Below are 16,722 nucleotides of genomic sequence, written 5' to 3'. Positions count from 1 at the left end.
CGTGGTCCGGGCTAGCGTCGGCCCGTGACCGTGCCACCACCGGGTCCCCAGCCGCCCGCGCCCTCGCCGTCCCCCGTGGACCCGACGCCGCCGCCCGACCCGGCCCCCGTACCGCAGCCCGGGCCCACCGACCCGTCCGCGCCGCCGCCGTCCGGCCCGCAGCCGGTCTGAGCGAGACCGGTCGCGGCTGGCCGGACGACCCCGACGCCCTCGTCGCGGAGCAGTGCCGGCTGGCGCAGCGCCGGCCGCCGCCGTCTCGCGGCGCTCACCGGGGAGCGCCCGCGGGTGCCGGCCGCGGGCGACGGGATCCGGCTCCTCCCCTCCCGCGCTCCCACTCCGGCGGCCGCCCGAGCGTCCGGCGGGGCGTGCTCGGGCAGCACCCCGATCCCGATCACCCGAGCCGGGATCCCCTGCAGCACCGGGTACCGCTGCAGCAGACGCAGCACCCCCGGGGTCGTGACGGTCCGGGTGCCGGCCAGCAGCGGGGTGATGAGCCGCGCCTGGACGACCCGCTGCAGCCACTGGGTGACCACCGTGGGCAGCAGCCGGCGCCACCGCACCCGGGCGAGGAGCTGGGGAGGGACCGCTCCCGCCCGCAGCGGCCCGGCCAGGAGGCGCGCCGCCGCGGCGGCGTCCTGCACGGCCAGGTTGATGCCGACCCCGCCGATCGGCGACATCGTGTGCGCGGCGTCACCGATCAGCAGCAGTCCCGGGCGGTGCCACCGGGTCAGCCGGTCCACCCGGACGCTGAGCACCGAGACGTCGTCCCAGCTCCGGACGGCGTCGAGGACGTCGGTCGCGGTGGGCAGCAGCCGGGCGAGGTCGGCGCGGAAGGCCGCCATCCCGGCCGCCTGCAGCGCCGGGTAGCCGCCCTTGGGCACCAGGTAGGCGCACTGCCAGTACTCGCCGCGGTCGATGGTCACCAGCATCCGGCCGCGCGAGATGCGCCCGGCCACGCCGAAGCCGGAGGGCCCGGCCCCGGAGGGGTTCGGCAGCCGGAACCACAGCACGTCCATCGGCGCGCCGAACTCCCGCAACCGCAGCCCGGACGCGGCCCGCAGCACGGAGTGCCGCCCGTCGGCAGCGACGGTCAGCCGGGCCCGGACCGTGTGCTCCGACCCGTCGGACCCCCGGTACCGGACACCGCGCACTCCGCCGTCCTCGACGAGCAGGCCGACCGCCTCGGCCTGCATGCGGAGGGAGAAGGTCGGGTAGCGCTGCGCGCGGTCGGCGAGCAGGTCCAGCAGGTCCCACTGCGGCACGAAGGCCAGGAAGGGGAACCGGCCGGGCAGCCGGCCGAAGTCGGCCAGCGGGAAGGTGCCGGCGTCGGTGGTGACCCCGAGCTGGGTCACCTCCTGGTGCGGCAGCCGGAGGAAGTCCTCGGCCAGCCCGACCTCGTCGAGCAGGCGCAGCGTCGAGGGGTGGACGGTGTCGCCGCGGAAGTCGCGCAGGAAGTCCGCGTGCTTCTCGAGCACCAGGACGTCGACGCCCTGGCGGGCCAACAGCAACCCGAGCACCAGGCCCGCCGGTCCCCCGCCGGCGATGCAGCACGCCACCTCGTCCGCGCGGGCGGTGTCGGGCGTGGACGACATGGCCCGCCTCCTCGGTCGGCGCACCCCAGGCTCGCGCCGTCCGCCCACCGCGGACCAGGGTCCGAGGGCCCCGGTCAGCCGTGCCCGTCCCGCAGCTGCCGGTAGATGCGGGCCAGGTCGGGCAGCTGGTAGTGGGCGTTCAGGCCGCTGGGGTTGGGCACCACCCAGGTCACCGCGCCCCCGATCCGCTCGTCCTGCCGGCCCAGGGCCGCGCGCGGCCGGTCGAAGCCGGTCCGGAAGGCGCCGATCCCCAGGACGGCGAGCACCCGGGGCCGCACGGTCCGCACCAGCTCGGTCAGGGCGGCGGCGCCGTCCCGCAGCTCCTCGGGGGTCAGCTCGGCCGCCGTCCGGGTGGGGCGGTCGACCAGGTTGGTCACCCCGAGGCCGTGGCGCGGCAGCTCGGCGTCCTCGTCGGGGGTGAGCAGCCGGGGGGTCAGCCCGGCCAGGTGCAGCGCCGGCCAGAACCGGTTGCCCGGCCGCGCGAAGTGGTGCCCCCGGGCGGCCGACGTCAGCGACGGGTTGATCCCGCAGAAGAGCACGTCGAGGTCGGGCGCCACCACGTCGCGCAGCGGCTTGCCCGTCACCGCCGCCAGGCTAGTCGGAGGGCGCCACCGCCCGGGGCTGACAGGGGGGCCGCGGGAGGCCAGGGTCGGGGCATGAGCGTCGAGGAGCGACTGCGCGAGCTGGGCGTCGAGCTGCCCGAGCCCATCAGCCCGCGGGGCAACTACGCCCCCGCCGTCCGGGCCGGCGACCTGCTGTACCTGTCGGGACTGGGCCCGGTCCGGCCGGACGGCAGCCTGCTGACCGGCAAGGTGGGTCCGGGCGGCCTGGACGAGGACGCCGGGCGGGAGGCGGCCCGGCTCACCGGCCTGCAGATCCTGGCCCGACTGCGCGCGGAGCTGGGCGACCTCGGCCGCGTCCGGCAGGTGGTCAAGCTGTTCGGGATGGTGAACTGCGCGCCCGGCTTCACCCGGCTGCCCGCGGTCGTCGACGGCTGCTCCGACCTGCTCACCGACGTCCTCGGCGACGCCGGGCGCGCCGCGCGCTCCGCGGTGGGCATGGCCGAGCTGCCCTTCGACATCGCGGTGGAGATCGACGCCGTCGTCCTGGTCGCGGGCGGCTGACCCGGGCCGCCGGCCGCCTGCGGTGGTTGGGTGCGGGGATGGACGAACGGACGGTGCAGCAGCTGGTCGGCGCCCTGCCCGAGGGCGTGGTGGTGACCGACCCGGCACGGACGGAGGGCTACCGGCGGGACTGGACCCGCGCCGAGGACGCCGGGCGGCCGGCCGCCGTCGTGCGGGCCGGGTGCGCCGACCACGTGCGCACGGCGCTGCGCTGGGCGAGCGAGCACCGCGTGCCGGTCGTGCCGCGCGGCGCCGGCAGCGGCCTGGCCGGCGGTGCGACCGCGGTCGAGGGGTGCGTCGTGGTGAGCACCGAACGGATGACCGCGGTCGAGATCGACCCGGCCAACCGCGTGGCCGTGGCCGAGCCCGGCGCGCTCAACGCGGCGGTCAAGGAGGCCGCGGCGGCGCACGGCCTGTGGTACCCGCCGGACCCGGGCTCGTTCCGCATCTCCTCCATCGGCGGCAACGTCGCCACCGACGCCGGCGGCATCTGCTGCGTCAAGTACGGCGTCACCCGCGACTACGTGCTCGGGCTGGACGTCGTCCTGCCGGACGGGCGGCTGGTCACGCTCGGCGGCCGCACCGTCAAGGACGTCGCCGGCCTCCCGCTGCTGCACCTGTTCGTCGGCAGCGAGGGTGCGCTCGGCATCGTCACCGAGGTGGTGCTGCGGCTCGTGCCGCCGCAGGAGCCGGCGGCCACCGTCGTGGCGTACTTCGACACCCCCCAGGACGCCGGCGCGGCGGTGGTGCGGATGACCGCGCGCCTGCGACCGTCGATGCTCGAGCTGCTCGACCGGACGACGGTGAACGCGGTCGAGGACTTCCGGCCGATGGGGCTCGACCGCGCCGCGGGAGCGCTGCTCGTCGCCCAGACCGACGCACCCGGCCCCGTCCGCTCGGCGGACGTCGAGCTCATGGCCGACTGCTGCCGCGCGACCGGCGCCCGCGAGGTCCTCGCCACCGACGACCCCGAGGAGGGCGACGCCTTCCTGGAGGCGCGCCGGGCGGCCGGACCCGCGCTCGACGCCCGCGGGCCGATGCTGCTCGAGGACGTCTGCGTGCCGGTCGACCGGCTGCCCGGCGTGCTCGAGCGCATCCAGGCCGTCGCGTGCGAGTTCGGCGTCGAGATCCCCGTCGTCGCCCACGCCGGGGACGGGAACCTGCACCCGGTGATCCCGTACCGGCCCGAGGACCCGAACTCCACCCGCCGGGCCCGGGGCGCGTTCGACGCCGTCATGCGGGCCGCGATCGCCGCCGGCGGCACGATCACCGGCGAGCACGGCGTCGGCCGGGCCAAGCGCGCCGCCCTCCCCGAGCAGCTCGGACCGGACGTCCTGGAGCTGTCCCGCCGCATCCGGTCCGCCGTCGACCCGCTGGGGATCATGAACCCCGGCGTCCTCTGGGAGGCTGCCCCGGAGGACGCCGCACGGTGAGCCGGGTGCGTCGACGCCGTCGGGCTGGGCGCCGGCTGGACCGCGCGGCCGCCGCCGACGCCCTCGCCGAGGCGCTCGCCGGCCGGCGGGGCCGGCTGCTCGGCGGCGAGCAGGTGCTCGAGTCCCTCGACGACCGGCCGTCCCCGTCACCCGCGGCCCCGGTGCGGTGGCGGCTGGACACCGACGCCGCCGTCGCCGACGTCCTCCGCCGCGTCCGCCGGCACCGGCGCCGCCGGGTCGCCACCGCGGCGGCCGCGCTCGCGGCGGCCGCCCTCGCCGTCCCGCTCGTGCAGCCGCACGGCGAACCGGCGCCGCCGGCGCCGCAGCGGACCGCGCCGGCCGACGTCCCCGTGCTCACCGAGCCGACCCGCGGGTCGCTCGCCGCCGACCGCGGGTTCGTCGAGGCGGTCCGGCGGGTGGACTGGGGCCCGATGGTCGCGCCGCCGGTCGCCGACCGCCGGGTCGTGCTGGCCACCGACACGCCCTCGGGGCGGGTGGTGCTGCTGGCCGGGACGGTCGACGAGGACGTGCGCGGGACGTGGCTGACCGGCCCGGTGGGCGCCGCGCCGGACGACCTCGCCCCGCACCTGCCCCGGCACCTCGGACCGCTGCGGCCCGCCGCGCTGGTCCTGGGCGGCCCGGGCCCGGCGACCCTGGTGGTCGTCGCCGGGCGGGACGACGCGGTCGAGGTGTCGCCGCGGCTGCAGGTCGGGCCGCGGGGCACGGTCGGACGCACCTACCGGCCGGCGCCGGCCGACGACGGCGTCGCGGTCGTACCGCTGCAGACCACCGCGGGCGGCACCGGCGCCAGCGTCCGGGTGCTGCGCGACGGGCAGCCGGTGTACCGCTCCGGGGTCGGCGGCCCGCAGCTGCCCGCGGCCGCTCCCGACCCGCCGGACCTCGACCCGCCGGACCTCGACCCGCTGCGCCCGTCGGCCGTCCGGCCGGCACCGCGGGCCGTGGCCGAGGCGCTCACCGCGGTGGCGGTGCCGCTCGGGGCCGAGCCCGCGGCGCTGGAGCCGCAGCTGCTGTGGTCGGGGGCCCTGCCGCCGGCCGGCGTCCCCGGCACGGTCGCCGTCCTCGTCGGCCGCAGCCCCGGCGGCGGGCTGCTCGTCGTCACCGAGGCCGCGCAGGTCGGGCCCGGCGGCGCCGGACGGACCGTGCCGTGCGGGGTGTCCACCCCGCCGGGCACCACCGACGTGGCCGGGCTCGTGGTGGCGCGGGTCTGCGACCTGTCCACCCCCACGGAGGACGGCGGCCGCTGGCTGGTGGTCACCGCGCCGCCCGGGGCGGCCGGCGCGGCCGTGCTCGACCGGCGCGGGTCGGTGCTGGCCACGCTGCGCTTCGACGGCGGCGGGGCGGTCGGCCGGCTGCCCGAGGGCGCGCGCACGGTGCGCACGCTCGACGGCGACGGCCGGGCGCTCGCCGAGGTGCCCGTCGCCGCCGCCCCGACCGCCCCGTTCGGCGACTACGGCGGCGGCCCGGTCGGCTGACCGGGCGGGTCAGCCGGGACGCCGCCGCGGCACCGGCACCGTCTGCAGGTCGGCGGCGACGACCAGGTCGCCGTCGAACACCGCCGCGGCCTCGTCGCGGTGGCGGACCGGCTCGGGGTAGCGCTGCGAGAAGTGGGTGAGCACCAGGCGCCGCACGCCGCTCTGCGCGGCCACGGTCGCCGCCTGCCGGGCGGTCAGGTGGCCGTACGCCCGCGCCAGGTCGGCGTCCTGCTGCAGGAAGGTCGCCTCGACGACGAGCAGGTCGGCGTCCTCGGCCAGCGCCCAGACGGCGTCGCAGAGCCGGGTGTCCATGACGAAGGCGAACCGCTGACCCGGCCGCGGCGCGCTGACCTCCTCCAGGCGCACGGTCCGCCCGCCGACGTCCAGCGACCCCTCCCGCTGCAGCCGCCCCACGTCGGGCCCGGCGACGCCGGCCCGGGCCAGGGCCTCGGGCAGCATCCGCCGCCCGTCGGGCTCGACCAGCCGGTAGCCGAAGGCCTCGACCAGGTGGTCGAGCCGGCGCGCCTGCAGGGTCCAGGACGGCCCCGACGCCACCGGACCGTCGGTGGCGATCGGCTCCTCGCGCAGGTCCAGGACGTCGTGGAACACCGAGGCCGCCCGCAGCCGGGAGAAGTACTCGCCGCCGGACGCCGGGAAGTGCGCCCGCACCGGGTGCGCGACCCGGTCCAGCGACATCCGCTGCACGACGCCGGGCACGCCCAGGCAGTGGTCGCCGTGGAAGTGGGTCAGGCAGATCCGGGTGACCGCGCTGCTGGGCACGCCGGCCATCAGCATCTGCCGCTGGGTGCCCTCCCCCGGGTCGAACAGCAGCCCCTCGCCGTCCCAGCGCAGCAGGTAGCCGTTGTGGTTGCGGGTGCGGGTGGGTGCCTGGCTGGCGGTGCCGAGGACGACGAGCTCGCGGACGGTCATCCTTCGATGCTGACCCCGCCCGGGACGGACCTCCCCCGGCGGTGTGATCCGCGTTACGTTCGGGCCCTCGCGGCCCACCCCAGGAGGACACATGGACAGGCTCCGCTTCGGCACCTTCCTCGCGCCGTTCCACCCCGCCGGGGAGAACCCCACCCTGGCCCTGCAGCGGGACCTCGAGCTGGTCGAGCACCTGGACCGGCTGGGCTACGACGAGGCCTGGATCGGCGAGCACCACTCCGCCGGCACGGAGATCATCGCCTCGCCGGAGATCTTCATCGCGGCGGCGGCCGAGCGGACCAAGCACATCAAGCTGGGCACCGGCGTCACCTCGATCGCCTACCACAACCCGCTGTGGGTGGCCGAGCGCATGGTGCTGCTCGACCACCTCACCCGCGGCCGGGCGATGCTGGGCTGCGGGCCCGGGTCGCTGCCCACCGACTCGATGATGCTGGGTCTCACCCCGACCGACACCCGCGAGCTGCTCGAGGTCGACCTCGACATCGTCATGCGGCTGCTGCGCGGGGAGACGGTCACCGAGCAGACCAAGACGCACAACCTGGTCGGGGCCCGGCTGCACCTGCGGCCCTACACCCAGCCGCGCTTCGACATCGCGGTCGCGGCCGTGGCCTCCCCCACCGGGCCGCGGATGGCCGGCCGGTACGGCATCGGGCTGCTCTCCATCGGCGCCACCCTCACCAAGGAGGGCTTCGACGCCCTGGCCCACCACTGGGACGTCGTCCAGGAGCGGGCCGAGCACTTCGGCCAGACGGTGTCGCGCCGGGACTGGCGGCTGGTCGGGCTGATGCACGTCGCCGAGACCCGCGAGCAGGCCTACCGGGACGTCGAGTACGGCATCGAGACCTGGTTCCGCTACTTCCAGAAGACCGCGGCCTTCCCGCAGATGGCCGTCGAGGGCGGCGACGTCAAGGAGATGATCGACTTCATCAACGAGGCCGGCATCGGCGCGATCGGCACCGTGGAGGACGCCCGGGCCCAGGTGCAGCGGCTGGAGGAGCAGTCCGGCGGCTTCGGCTGCATGCTGCTGCTCGGCCACGAGTGGGCCAACCCGCAGGCCACCAAGCGCTCGTGGGAGCTGATCGCCCAGCACGTCCTGCCGCACTTCCAGGGCGGGGAGGTCTCGCACGCCCAGCAGACGCTCGACGCCAAGGCGCACGCCGGCAGCAAGCGCGAGGACTACTCCGCCGCCCAGCTGCAGGCCGTGGCCACGATGACCGAGCGCTACCAGAAGGAAAAGGCCCAACGCGGCTGAGCCCGCCGGCCGCCGTCCCGGTCGCGCCGCCTGCCGGGGCGGCCGGGGCGGTCAGGGCAGCAGGAGCGAGTGGTGCTCGTGCGCCGCGCCCTGCCCGGCGGCCACGATGGCCGGGTGCACGATGGCCGGGTGCACGATGGCCGGGTGCACGATGGCCCGGTGCACGATGGCCCGGTGCACGATGACCCGGTGACCGACTCCCCCGACGACGTGGCCGCGGTGCTCGCCGCGGAGGACCGCCGCTACCGGGCGATGGTCGACGGCGACCTCGCCGCGCTCGAGGAGCTGCTGGCCGCGGGGCTGTGCTACACCCACTCCAGCGGCGTCCGGGACACCCGGGACGAGTACCTGGCCAAGCTCCGGGCGGGCTACTACGTGTACCGGCGGGCCGAGCACCCGGTCGAGCGGGTCGAGGTGTCCGGGGACGCCGCGGTCGTCGTCGGCCGGATGAGCGCGGACGTCGACGTCGACGGCGTCCCGAAGCGGATCGACAGCCTGGCGCTGGCGGTGTGGACCCGCGCCGACGGGTCGTGGCAGCTGCTCGCCTACGGGCCGACCCCGCCGCCCGGCTGAGCCCTCCTCGACGACCTGCCCTGACCGCCCCGACCTCGACCGACCCGACCTCGACCGGCCCGGCGTCGTCCGACCCGACCTCGACCGACCCGGAGTCGGTCCCGTGCTCGCCGCCGACCGGGACGACGACGCCCGCACGGTGCCGCTGCGCACGTGGCACGCCGTCGCGACGATCATGAAGTCCGGGACGCGACACGCCGTGGGTCAACGGCGCGCCGCTCCCCGGACTTCATGATCGCGCTGGACCACGCCGGGGTGAGGAGGGGGGTCACTCCGGGGCCCAGGACCCCCGCGGCTGCTCGACCGGGGCCGGGACGGTGACGGTCCGCTCGAAGGTGTGCCGACCCGAGCCGACCTCGAACGGCGCGCTGCCGTCGGGCAGCGCCACCTGCGCCCTGGTGTTCGGCGGCACGGCCAGCTCCAGCACGAACGCCGAGCCGTCCACGGTCCACGAGACCGCGGCCGGGCCGTACGGCGTCTCGTGCGTGGCGGCCGCCGAGGTGATCCCCGGGCCCGGCCGCGGGGCGATCCGCAGCCGCCGGTAGCCCGGCGCGGCCGGGGCGAGCCCGGCGACGACCCGGTGCAGCCAGTCGGCGACCGCGCCGTAGGCGTAGTGGTTGAACGAGGTCATCTCGCCGGGGTTGATCGACCCGTCGGGGAGCATGGAGTCCCAGCGCTCCCAGACCGTCGTCGCGCCCATGGTCACCGGGTAGAGCCACGACGGGTTCTCCCGCTGCAGCAGCAGCTCGTACGCCGTCGCCACCTCGTCGGCGTCGGTCAGCGCGTCGGTGACGAACGGCGTGCCGAGGAAGCCGGTGGCGATGTGCCAGCCGTCGGCGGCCACCTGCTCGGCCAGCAGCCGGCCGGCGTGCTCGCGCTGCTCCGGGGTGAGCAGGTCGCACCCGAGCGCCAGCGCGTACGCCGTCTGCGCCGGGAAGGCGACCCGGCCGGTGGGGGTCACGTACTCGGCGCGGAACCGCTCCGCCGCGCGCTCGGCCAGCGCGGCGTACTCGCCGCCGTCGCGCCCCAGCACCGCCGCGGCCCGAGCCGTGATCCGCGCCGAGCGGGCGAGGTGGGCGGTGGCGACGAGCGGCCACGGCGTCCGGGCCGCTCCGGGCCGGTCCGGCGGCGCGGCCGGATCCAGCCAGTCGCCGAGCATGAACGGGACCCCGGCGAAGTCCAGGTCCGGGCCGGCCGCCCCGGCGAAGGCGTCGAGCCAGGCGGTCATCGACGCCCACTGGTCGGCGAGCACCCGGGCGTCACCGTGCCGCTGGTACAGCGTCCACGGCACCACGACGGCGGCGTCACCCCAGCCGGCCTCGGCCTGGACGGGGAACGGCAGCAGGTGCACCCACGGCACGTACAGCGGCACGATGCCGTCCAGGTCCTCGAGCTGCTCGACCGCGAGGTCGGCCAGCCAGGAGCGCAGCATGCCGGCGGTGTCGTAGAGGAACGACGCGGTCGGGACGAACACGGCGAGGTCGCTGGTCCAGCCCAGGCGCTCGTCGCGCTGCGGGCAGTCGGTGGGGATGTCGACGAAGTTGCCGCGCATGCCCCACACGACGTTCTCGTGCAGCGTGGTCACGTCGGCGTCGGAACAGGTGAACGTGCCGGTCGGGCGCAGATCGGTGTGGACGACGACGGCCTCGAGGTCGGCGCGGGTCAGCTCGGCGGGCCAGCGGTCGACCTGGGCGTAGCGGAAGCCGTGGAAGGTGAACCGCGGCTCCCAGGTCCGCGGGCCGTTCCCGTCCAGGACGGCGACGTCGGTGGCCCGCGCCCCGCGCAGCGGGCGGGTGCCCAGCTCGCCGTCCTCGAGCACCTCGGCGTGCTGCACGGTGATCTCCGTGCCCGCGGGGGCGTCGGGCAGCGCGAACCGGATGCGGCCGACCAGGTTCTGGCCGAAGTCGACGAGCACCTTGCCCGACGGCGAGGCGCTGACGGCGACGGGGGGCACCACCTGCGTGCGCCGCACCGGCGGACCGGTCGGCGCGACCAGGGTGGCGACGTCGAGGGTGCCGGTCTGCACCGGCGTCCACGCGGCGTCGTCGAAGCCGGCCGTCGACCAGCCGGGCAGCTCGCGGCGGGCGTCGAACGTCTCCCCGCCGTAGATGCCGGCGCGGGTGGTCGGCGCCGGGGTCGACCGCCAGGAGCCGTCGGTCGTCACGACCGTGCGGGTGCCGTCGGGGTGCTCGACCTCCAGCTGGGCGAACAGGCCGGTGCGGTCGCCGTAGTGCGCGCGGCCGCCGGTGAAGCCGACGTACCCGCGGAACCAGCCGTCGGCCAGCTGCACGCCGAGGGCGTTGGCCCCCGCGCCGAGCAGGTCGGTGACGTCGTACGTCTGGTAGCGCAGCCGGTGCCGGTAGCTGGTCCAGCCGGGGGCGAGCACGGAGTCGCCGACGGTCGCGCCGCCCAGCTCGGCCTCGTAGACGCCGTGCGCGGTGGCGTACAGCCGGGCGCGGGCGACCGGCTGGTCGAGCGTGAACTCCCGGCGCAGCAGCAGCACGGGTTCGTCGGCGTCGTCCGGCAGGACCGGCTGCACCAGCTGCGCGGTCCAGTCCGACGGCTCGAGCAGCCCGGCCTCGACGACGGCGTCCCCGCTCCACGCCGACGGCTCGGCCGCGCCCTCCCCGGAGACGCTGCCCCACACCCGGACGCGCACGGTCCGGCGCTCGCGGCTGGCCAGGGGCGGCGCGTCCCAGCCGACGAGCACCGACTCGGCCGACTCGACCCGACCGGACGACCAGGGCTCGCCGTCGGACGGGGCGATCTCCAGCTCGTAGGCGGCCTGCCGCCACTCGGGCTGGTCGGTGTGCACGACCCAGGACAGGCGGGGCCGGCTCTCCCCGATGCCGAGCGGCTCGCGGTGGTGCTCGACGGTGACCGGCGCGACGCTCGGGTCGCTCACCGCAGGGCCTCCGCGAGGTACTCGGCCGACAGGCGCACGAGGCCGTCGACGTCGTCGTGCCCGTCGAAGACGTGCCCGGCGCCCTCCACGGGCACCAGTCGCGCGGAGGCCCCGGCCGCGGTCAGCGCGGCGTGCAGCTGCTCGCTCTGCGCGTAGGGCACCAGCCGGTCGGCGGTGCCGTGCACGAGCAGGAACGGCGGCGCGTCCGGCGTCACGTGGGTGACCGGGCTGGCGTCGGCCAGGGCCTGGCCCTCGAGCCCGCGGGTCAGCTGGTCCTCCGGCGGCACGAGCAGTTCCGGGGGCAGCTTCGCGGCGACCTCGGGGGGCGGGGCGGTGCGCGGCATGGTCGACAGGTCGGCCGGTCCGTACCAGTCGACGACGACGTCGACCGCGCTGGACGGGCCGACGACGCCGTGGGTGCCCTCCAGGTCCGGCCGGTGCGCGCTCAGGCCGAGGACGGCGACGATGTGCCCGCCGGCGGACTCGCCCATGGCGCCGACGCGCTCGGTGGAGATGCCGAGCTCGCGGGCGTTCGCCCGCAGGTAGCGGACGGCGGCCTTGGCGTCCTGCAGCTGCGCCGGGCCCTCCCCGGCCGGTACCCACAGGTCCAGCTGCAGCGGCCGGTACCCGAAGGCGACGGCGTAGGTGAGACCGCTGTAGTGCAGCGCGCCGTCGTCCCGCCGGCTCGGTTCGTGCGGCGGCAGGAACCGGGCCGGGCCGGCCCACTCGGTCGTCTCGGCGGTCATCGGGCGCTCCCCTCGAAGGTGTGCTCGCCGGGACCGGCGGTGTGCGTGGTGCCGTCGGGCAGGACGACCTCGGCCCGCGTGCCGGCGGGGACGACGACCCGCAGCCGGAACTCGCCGTCCTCGATCCGCCAGGCCGACTCGATGCGGCCGTACGGCGACTCGTGCACGGCCGCGGCGCGGGTCAGCCCGCCGCCGGGGCGTGGCCGGACGCGGAACCGGCGGTAGGCGGGCTCGACGGGCTCGATGCCGGCGGTGTACCGGTGCAGGAACGAGACGACCGCGCCCTTGGAGTAGTGGTTGAGCGAGTCGTGCGGGACGCCGTCGGCGTCGACGCCGTTCCAGTGTTCCCAGACGGTGGTGGCGCCGCGGTCGATCATGACCAGCCACGACGGCTCGGTGTCCTGCAGCAGGAGCTCGTAGGCGACGTCGAGGTGGCCGGTGTCGGCCAGCACCGGCAGCAGGTACGGGGTGGCGAGGAAGCCGGTGCCCAGGTGGGTGTCGGCCTTGCGGATGAGCTCGACCAGCCGCTCGGCGACGGCCGGGCGCAGCTCGTCGGGCACCAGGTCGAACGCCAGCGCGCGGACGTGGGTGGCCTGGGTGTCCGGGGTCAGCCGGCCGTCGGCGTGGAGGTACTCGGCCTGCCACGCGGCGCGCACCTCGTCAGCGAGGCCGGCGTACCGGTCGGCGTCCGCCTCCTTGCCCAGGATCTGCGCGATGCGCGCCATCAGCCGCGCGCTGCGGGCGAAGTACGCGGTGGCGACGTCCCCCTTGTCCGCCTTCGCGAACGCGTCGAGGTCGGCGGCGGTGTCGTCCCCCGGTTCCAGCCACTCGCCCCAGTGGAAGCCCGAGTCCCACAGGTACTCCTCGTGCGGTGCCGGCTCGGGACGGCGCTCGGCGCGCGCGGGGTGGCGCTGCTCCCGGGCGATCCGCTCGGTGCGGTCCAGCCAGCCGACCATGGTCGGCCACATCTCCTCGAGCAGCTGCACGTCTGCGTAGGCGCGGTACACCTCCTCCGGGACGATCACCGCCGCGTCGCCCCAGCCGGCCGAGCCGTTGAGGAAGGCGATCGGGCCCTCGCGGCCCTCGTCCCGCGGGGTGGGGCTGACGTTGGCGATCGTGCCGTCGGGCCACTGGTCGGCGGCGACGTCGCGCAGCCACTTGGTGGAGAAGCCGGCGACGTCGTAGAGGAAGGCGGCGGTGGGCGCGAACAGCTGCCAGTCGCCGGTCCAGCCGTGCCGCTCCCGGTGCGGGCAGTCGGTGGGGATGTCGCAGGCGTTGTCCCGGAAGCTCCACACCGCCGCCTCGTGGAGGCGGTCGACCCGCTCGTCGCTGCAGGTGAACCAGCCGGTGCGGCGCAGATCGGTGTGCACGACGATCCCCCGGACGTCGTCGGCGGTGAGTTCCCCGGGGTGGCCCTCGATGCGCACGTACCGGAAGCCGTGGGTCGTCCGCCGGGGCTCGAAGACGTCGCCGGGGACGCCGGCGGAGACGACGGAGTCGACCTGGCCGGCGGGCAGCGGGTGCGGCAGGAACGGCAGGTCCGGCTCGAGGTTGGCGACGGTGACGTCGCCGTCCGGGCCGAGCCACTCGCCGTGGGTCAGGGTGGTGGTGGTGCCGGCCGGCCCGAGGTCGGTCAGCCGGACCCAGCCGTTGACGCTCTGGCCCAGGTCGACCAGGTGCGCGCCGCCCGGCAGCCTGGTCACCGACCGCGGGACGAGCTCCTCGACCCGGCGCACCGGCGGGGCGGGCGAGTCCACCAGCCCGGCGCAGCCGTGCTCCACCACGGCGACGTCGTCCCAGCCGGCGTCGGCGAAGCCGGGGGCGTCCCAGCCGCGCGGCAGCCGGGTCAGGTCCCACCGCTCGCCCTCGATCAGGTCCGCGGCGACGACGTGGCCGAGCCCGCTGCGCCAGCCGGGGCCGGTGCCGACGACGGTGACCTCGCCGTCCTCGTGCACCAGGTGCAGCTGGGCCAGCAGCGCGAGCCGGCTCCCCCACTGCTGCTCGGCCCGGGTGATGCCCACCTGCCCGCGGAACCAGCCGTCGGCCAGGATCACGCCGAGGGCGTTGCGCCCCTCGCGGACCGACGCGGTGACGTCGTGGGTCTGCACCTGCAGCCGGGCGTCGTACTGCGTGTACCCCGGGGTCAGCTCGGCGTCGCCCACGCGCTCGGCGTTGAGGAACGCCTCGTAGATCCCCTGCGCGGTGGCGTGCAGCCGGGCGGCGACGACCGGCCGGTCGACGTCGAACTCGAACCGGAGCAGCGCGGCGGGACGGTGCCCCTTCGGGCCGTCGGGCATCACGCCCGGCTCGACCCAGGAGGCGCGCCAGTCCTCGGCCCACAGCAGACCCGTCTCGAACCACCCCGGCGTCGACACGGGGCTCTCGCCGAGGTCGGTGCGCACCTGCACCCGCCACTCGACCCGCTGGGACGACGCCAGCGGCGGGCCGGCGTAGGGCACCAGGATGCTGCGGTCGCCGTCGACCCAGCCGGTGTCCCAGCCGTTGTCGGCGGTGATCCGGTAGGCCAGCTGCTCGCCGGCACCGTCGGGCAGCCGCCACGACAGCCGCGGCGCCGTCGTCCGGATCCCGAGGGCTGGGTCCACGTGCTCGACCCGCAGCTGGTGGGGTGCGGCGCACGTCGACCCAGCCCGCGGGCCGGTCGGCGCGCTGGTCACCGTGGGGTCACCGGACCCGGCGGATCGGCAGGATGCAGGCCGCGCCGACCAGGGCCGCGACGGCGCCGAGGACGAACAGCGCCGAGAAGTTCTGCGGGGAGGCGGCCGTGGCGCCGATGGCGAGGACGAACGGTGCGACGGTCGGCACGATCGTCCCCGGCAGCGTGCTGGCCAGGTTCATGATCCCGAGGTCCTTCGCCGGATTGCCCGGGTCGGGCAGGACCTGCGTGACCAGGGCGATGTCGACCGCCATGTAGACACCCTGACCGAGGCCGACGACGCCGATCGCGACGAGGAAGGCCGGGAAGGACTGCGCGAACGACGCGAGGGCGAGCCCCACCGCGAAGACCACCGCCGCAGCGACGACGAACGGCTTGCGGCGGCCGATCCGGTCGGAGGCCTTGGCCGCGATCGGTGCGAAGACCAGCGCGGCCGCGGTCAGCACCAGCGTCGACAGGAACACCGCCCCCGCCACCTCCTCGGGCGCGAAGTGCAGCACCATGATCAGGTAGAAGGCCTGGTAGGCCTGGATGGCGGCGACGCCGAGGAACAGCAGCAGGCGGCTGCACCAGGCCCACCCGTAGCTCGGGTGGCGCAGCGGGTTGACCCAGAAGGTGCCCAGGAACTGCGCCCACCCGAAGTGCGGCCGCTCGGCCGCGGACAGCTTCCGGTCGCTCAACCGCAGGGCGAACAGGACCGCCCCGACGACGGCGACCCCGGCCGGCAGGAGCACCATCGCGGCCAGGTTCGGCGCCACCAGCTGGGCGATGAACAGGCCGGTGACCGCCCCGACCGGCAGGCTCAGCCCGGCCAGCGCCGATGCCGGTCCGCGGCGGTTCGGCGCCAGCTGGTCGGGGATGGCGGCCGTGAACGCCACCGCGGTCGAGCTGTAGCCGACGGCGGTGACGACGTTGGCGACGGTCAGCGTGACCGTGTTCGTGGCGACGATGATCCCGACGGCACCGAGCGCGAACAACAGGGCGCCCAGCAGCAGGTACGGCCGGCGCCGCCCCAGGCGCCCCGTCGTGCGGTCGCTGAGCCGGCCCAGGGCCGGGAACGCGACGAGGGAGAACACCGACCCGACACCGACGACGACCGACAGGACGGTGGTGGCGTTCTGCGCGTCGATCTGCTGCGCCTTGAGCGACAGCGTCAGCACCGCGGGCACCAGGCTGGCCATGCCCGCACCGATCGAGGCGAGACCGAGGAAGAACAGGAAGCCCCGCCGCGGGTTGGGCCAGCCGCCGGGCGGCGCGCCGACGTCGTCCGCGGCCAGGACGGCCGGGTCCGGCTGGCTCACGCTCTCCAGGGGCGAGGTGGTCATGTGCGGCTCCTCCAACTCGAGGCGGCCGTCGGCCGCCCGTTCGGTGTCGCTCGTGCGGTGTGCGGATGACCGGTGGTGTTCGGTGGCGGTGTGCCGCGCGCCCGCCGGTCCGCGAGCGGCCGTGCGGACCTCCTCCGCCCGGCTCGTCTGAAACGATGCGGGGAGCGTCACAGCGACGTCAGGCACGATGCCGCTCAATGGCACGCCGCTGTGGCGCGCGCCTCGGGAGGAGGAGGTGCCCGGTGACCGAGCCCCGCTCCGCGCCGGTCCGGACCCGTGGGCGTCGGCCGCCCCAGGGCGATCCGGTCGTGGACCGTGCCTTCGCGCTGCTGGCCGCGTTCGACGCCGGTCACCGCTCCCTGACCCTGGGCGAGCTGAGCCGGCGCAGCGGCATCCCGACCAGCTCGACGCTGCGGCTCGCGACCCGGCTGCAGGCGTGGGGAGCTCTGGAGCGCGGCCCCGACGGCCGGTTCGCCATCGGGCTGCGGCTCTGGGAGGTCGCCTCCCTCGCCCCGCGCGGTCAGGGCCTCAGCTTGTCGTTTAACCCTTGATTTTCGGGTCGGTGGTGTCTCGTTTGGCGGTCTTGCCGACGTCGTAGCGGGGAGCCCGGCTGCGGTTGGCGACCCCGGCTGGCCGTCCTGGCCCGGGATGGGCGGG

At 76.3% G+C, this 16,722-nt stretch carries 14 protein-coding genes; 6 read left to right on the top strand and 8 right to left on the bottom strand.

Translation table 11 applies throughout. The annotated features are described in order from the left end of the window. Nucleotides 1–11: 11 nt before the first annotated feature. Nucleotides 12–1,592 carry an FAD-dependent oxidoreductase gene (locus DQ238_RS15050; RefSeq protein ID WP_199506361.1) on the bottom strand — a complete coding sequence of 527 codons (1,581 nt, stop codon included), beginning with the start codon at nucleotides 1,590–1,592 and terminating at the stop codon, nucleotides 12–14. 74 nt (nucleotides 1,593–1,666) lie between these two features. Then, the gene (mug, locus tag DQ238_RS15045; protein WP_113782091.1) at nucleotides 1,667–2,176 is read right to left on the bottom strand and encodes a G/U mismatch-specific DNA glycosylase; all 510 of its coding nucleotides are present in this window, start codon (nucleotides 2,174–2,176) and stop codon (nucleotides 1,667–1,669) included. Nucleotides 2,177–2,248: 72 nt separating this feature from the next. Between mug and DQ238_RS15040 the strand changes: the two genes are divergently transcribed. Genes DQ238_RS15040 through DQ238_RS15030 form a run of 3 tightly spaced genes read left to right on the top strand, consistent with a single transcriptional unit; the run spans nucleotide 2,249 to nucleotide 5,642 of the window. Beyond that, nucleotides 2,249–2,716, top strand: a complete 468-nt coding sequence (locus tag DQ238_RS15040; protein ID WP_113782090.1) for a RidA family protein — start codon at nucleotides 2,249–2,251, stop codon at nucleotides 2,714–2,716. Between the two features lie 38 nt (nucleotides 2,717–2,754). Further along, nucleotides 2,755–4,149: an FAD-binding oxidoreductase gene (locus tag DQ238_RS15035; RefSeq protein ID WP_113782089.1), complete on the top strand. Its 1,395-nt coding sequence runs from the start codon at nucleotides 2,755–2,757 to the stop codon at nucleotides 4,147–4,149. Between the two features lie 5 nt (nucleotides 4,150–4,154). Beyond that, complete coding sequence (locus DQ238_RS15030; RefSeq protein WP_147263088.1) at nucleotides 4,155–5,642, top strand: hypothetical protein; 1,488 nt, start codon at nucleotides 4,155–4,157, stop codon at nucleotides 5,640–5,642. A 9-nt stretch (nucleotides 5,643–5,651) separates the two neighbouring features. Here the strand turns inward: DQ238_RS15030 and DQ238_RS15025 are convergent, their stop codons facing one another. Then, on the bottom strand, nucleotides 5,652–6,572 hold the full coding sequence (locus DQ238_RS15025) for a ribonuclease Z (RefSeq protein ID WP_113782087.1): 921 nt from the start codon (nucleotides 6,570–6,572) through the stop codon (nucleotides 5,652–5,654). A gap of 91 nt (nucleotides 6,573–6,663) precedes the next feature. Between DQ238_RS15025 and DQ238_RS15020 the strand changes: the two genes are divergently transcribed. Continuing rightward, on the top strand, nucleotides 6,664–7,842 hold the full coding sequence (locus tag DQ238_RS15020; protein ID WP_113782086.1) for an LLM class flavin-dependent oxidoreductase: 1,179 nt from the start codon (nucleotides 6,664–6,666) through the stop codon (nucleotides 7,840–7,842). A 51-nt stretch (nucleotides 7,843–7,893) separates the two neighbouring features. Here the strand turns inward: DQ238_RS15020 and DQ238_RS24140 are convergent, their stop codons facing one another. After that, nucleotides 7,894–8,022 (bottom strand): hypothetical protein, encoded by a 129-nt coding sequence (locus tag DQ238_RS24140; RefSeq protein WP_255418060.1) that lies wholly within the window; start codon nucleotides 8,020–8,022, stop codon nucleotides 7,894–7,896. A 9-nt stretch (nucleotides 8,023–8,031) separates the two neighbouring features. Between DQ238_RS24140 and DQ238_RS15015 the strand changes: the two genes are divergently transcribed. Further along, entirely contained in the window at nucleotides 8,032–8,415 is a 384-nt protein-coding gene (locus tag DQ238_RS15015; protein ID WP_199506360.1) for a nuclear transport factor 2 family protein, read from the top strand. Between the two features lie 268 nt (nucleotides 8,416–8,683). Here the strand turns inward: DQ238_RS15015 and DQ238_RS15010 are convergent, their stop codons facing one another. From DQ238_RS15010 to DQ238_RS14995, 4 genes are all read right to left on the bottom strand, one after another. After that, on the bottom strand, nucleotides 8,684–11,320 hold the full coding sequence (locus DQ238_RS15010) for an alpha-L-rhamnosidase (protein WP_113782085.1): 2,637 nt from the start codon (nucleotides 11,318–11,320) through the stop codon (nucleotides 8,684–8,686). Further along, on the bottom strand, nucleotides 11,317–12,066 hold the full coding sequence (locus DQ238_RS15005) for an alpha/beta hydrolase (protein ID WP_113782084.1): 750 nt from the start codon (nucleotides 12,064–12,066) through the stop codon (nucleotides 11,317–11,319). The genes DQ238_RS15010 and DQ238_RS15005 overlap by 4 nt, the downstream gene beginning before the upstream one ends. Next, nucleotides 12,063–14,669, bottom strand: a complete 2,607-nt coding sequence (locus DQ238_RS15000; RefSeq protein WP_233495989.1) for a family 78 glycoside hydrolase catalytic domain — start codon at nucleotides 14,667–14,669, stop codon at nucleotides 12,063–12,065. The genes DQ238_RS15005 and DQ238_RS15000 overlap by 4 nt, the downstream gene beginning before the upstream one ends. Before the next feature lie 79 nt (nucleotides 14,670–14,748). Then, nucleotides 14,749–16,065 (bottom strand): MFS transporter, encoded by a 1,317-nt coding sequence (locus DQ238_RS14995; RefSeq protein WP_113782082.1) that lies wholly within the window; start codon nucleotides 16,063–16,065, stop codon nucleotides 14,749–14,751. A gap of 308 nt (nucleotides 16,066–16,373) precedes the next feature. On the opposite strand from DQ238_RS14995, the gene DQ238_RS14990 reads away from it, so the two are divergent. Next, on the top strand, nucleotides 16,374–16,616 hold the full coding sequence (locus DQ238_RS14990; protein ID WP_233495988.1) for a helix-turn-helix domain-containing protein: 243 nt from the start codon (nucleotides 16,374–16,376) through the stop codon (nucleotides 16,614–16,616). Nucleotides 16,617–16,722: the final 106 nt, after the last annotated feature.

Origin of the sequence: Geodermatophilus sp. TF02-6, assembly GCF_003319115.1 — a bacterium.
Classification (GTDB): domain Bacteria; phylum Actinomycetota; class Actinomycetes; order Mycobacteriales; family Geodermatophilaceae; genus Geodermatophilus.
This window is presented reverse-complemented; position numbering and strand designations above follow the sequence as displayed.

Bases quoted from the DNA above. Each gene is read 5' to 3' on its own strand.
- DQ238_RS15050 (WP_199506361.1), bottom strand. From the start codon at position 1,592: ATGTCGTCCACGCCCGACACCGCCCGCGCGGACGAGGTGGCGTGCTGC.
- DQ238_RS15040 (WP_113782090.1), top strand. From the start codon at position 2,249: ATGAGCGTCGAGGAGCGACTGCGCGAGCTGGGCGTCGAGCTGCCCGAG.
- DQ238_RS15035 (WP_113782089.1), top strand. From the start codon at position 2,755: ATGGACGAACGGACGGTGCAGCAGCTGGTCGGCGCCCTGCCCGAGGGC.
- DQ238_RS15025 (WP_113782087.1), bottom strand. From the start codon at position 6,572: ATGACCGTCCGCGAGCTCGTCGTCCTCGGCACCGCCAGCCAGGCACCC.
- DQ238_RS15020 (WP_113782086.1), top strand. From the start codon at position 6,664: ATGGACAGGCTCCGCTTCGGCACCTTCCTCGCGCCGTTCCACCCCGCC.
- DQ238_RS15005 (WP_113782084.1), bottom strand. From the start codon at position 12,066: ATGACCGCCGAGACGACCGAGTGGGCCGGCCCGGCCCGGTTCCTGCCG.
- DQ238_RS14995 (WP_113782082.1), bottom strand. From the start codon at position 16,065: ATGACCACCTCGCCCCTGGAGAGCGTGAGCCAGCCGGACCCGGCCGTC.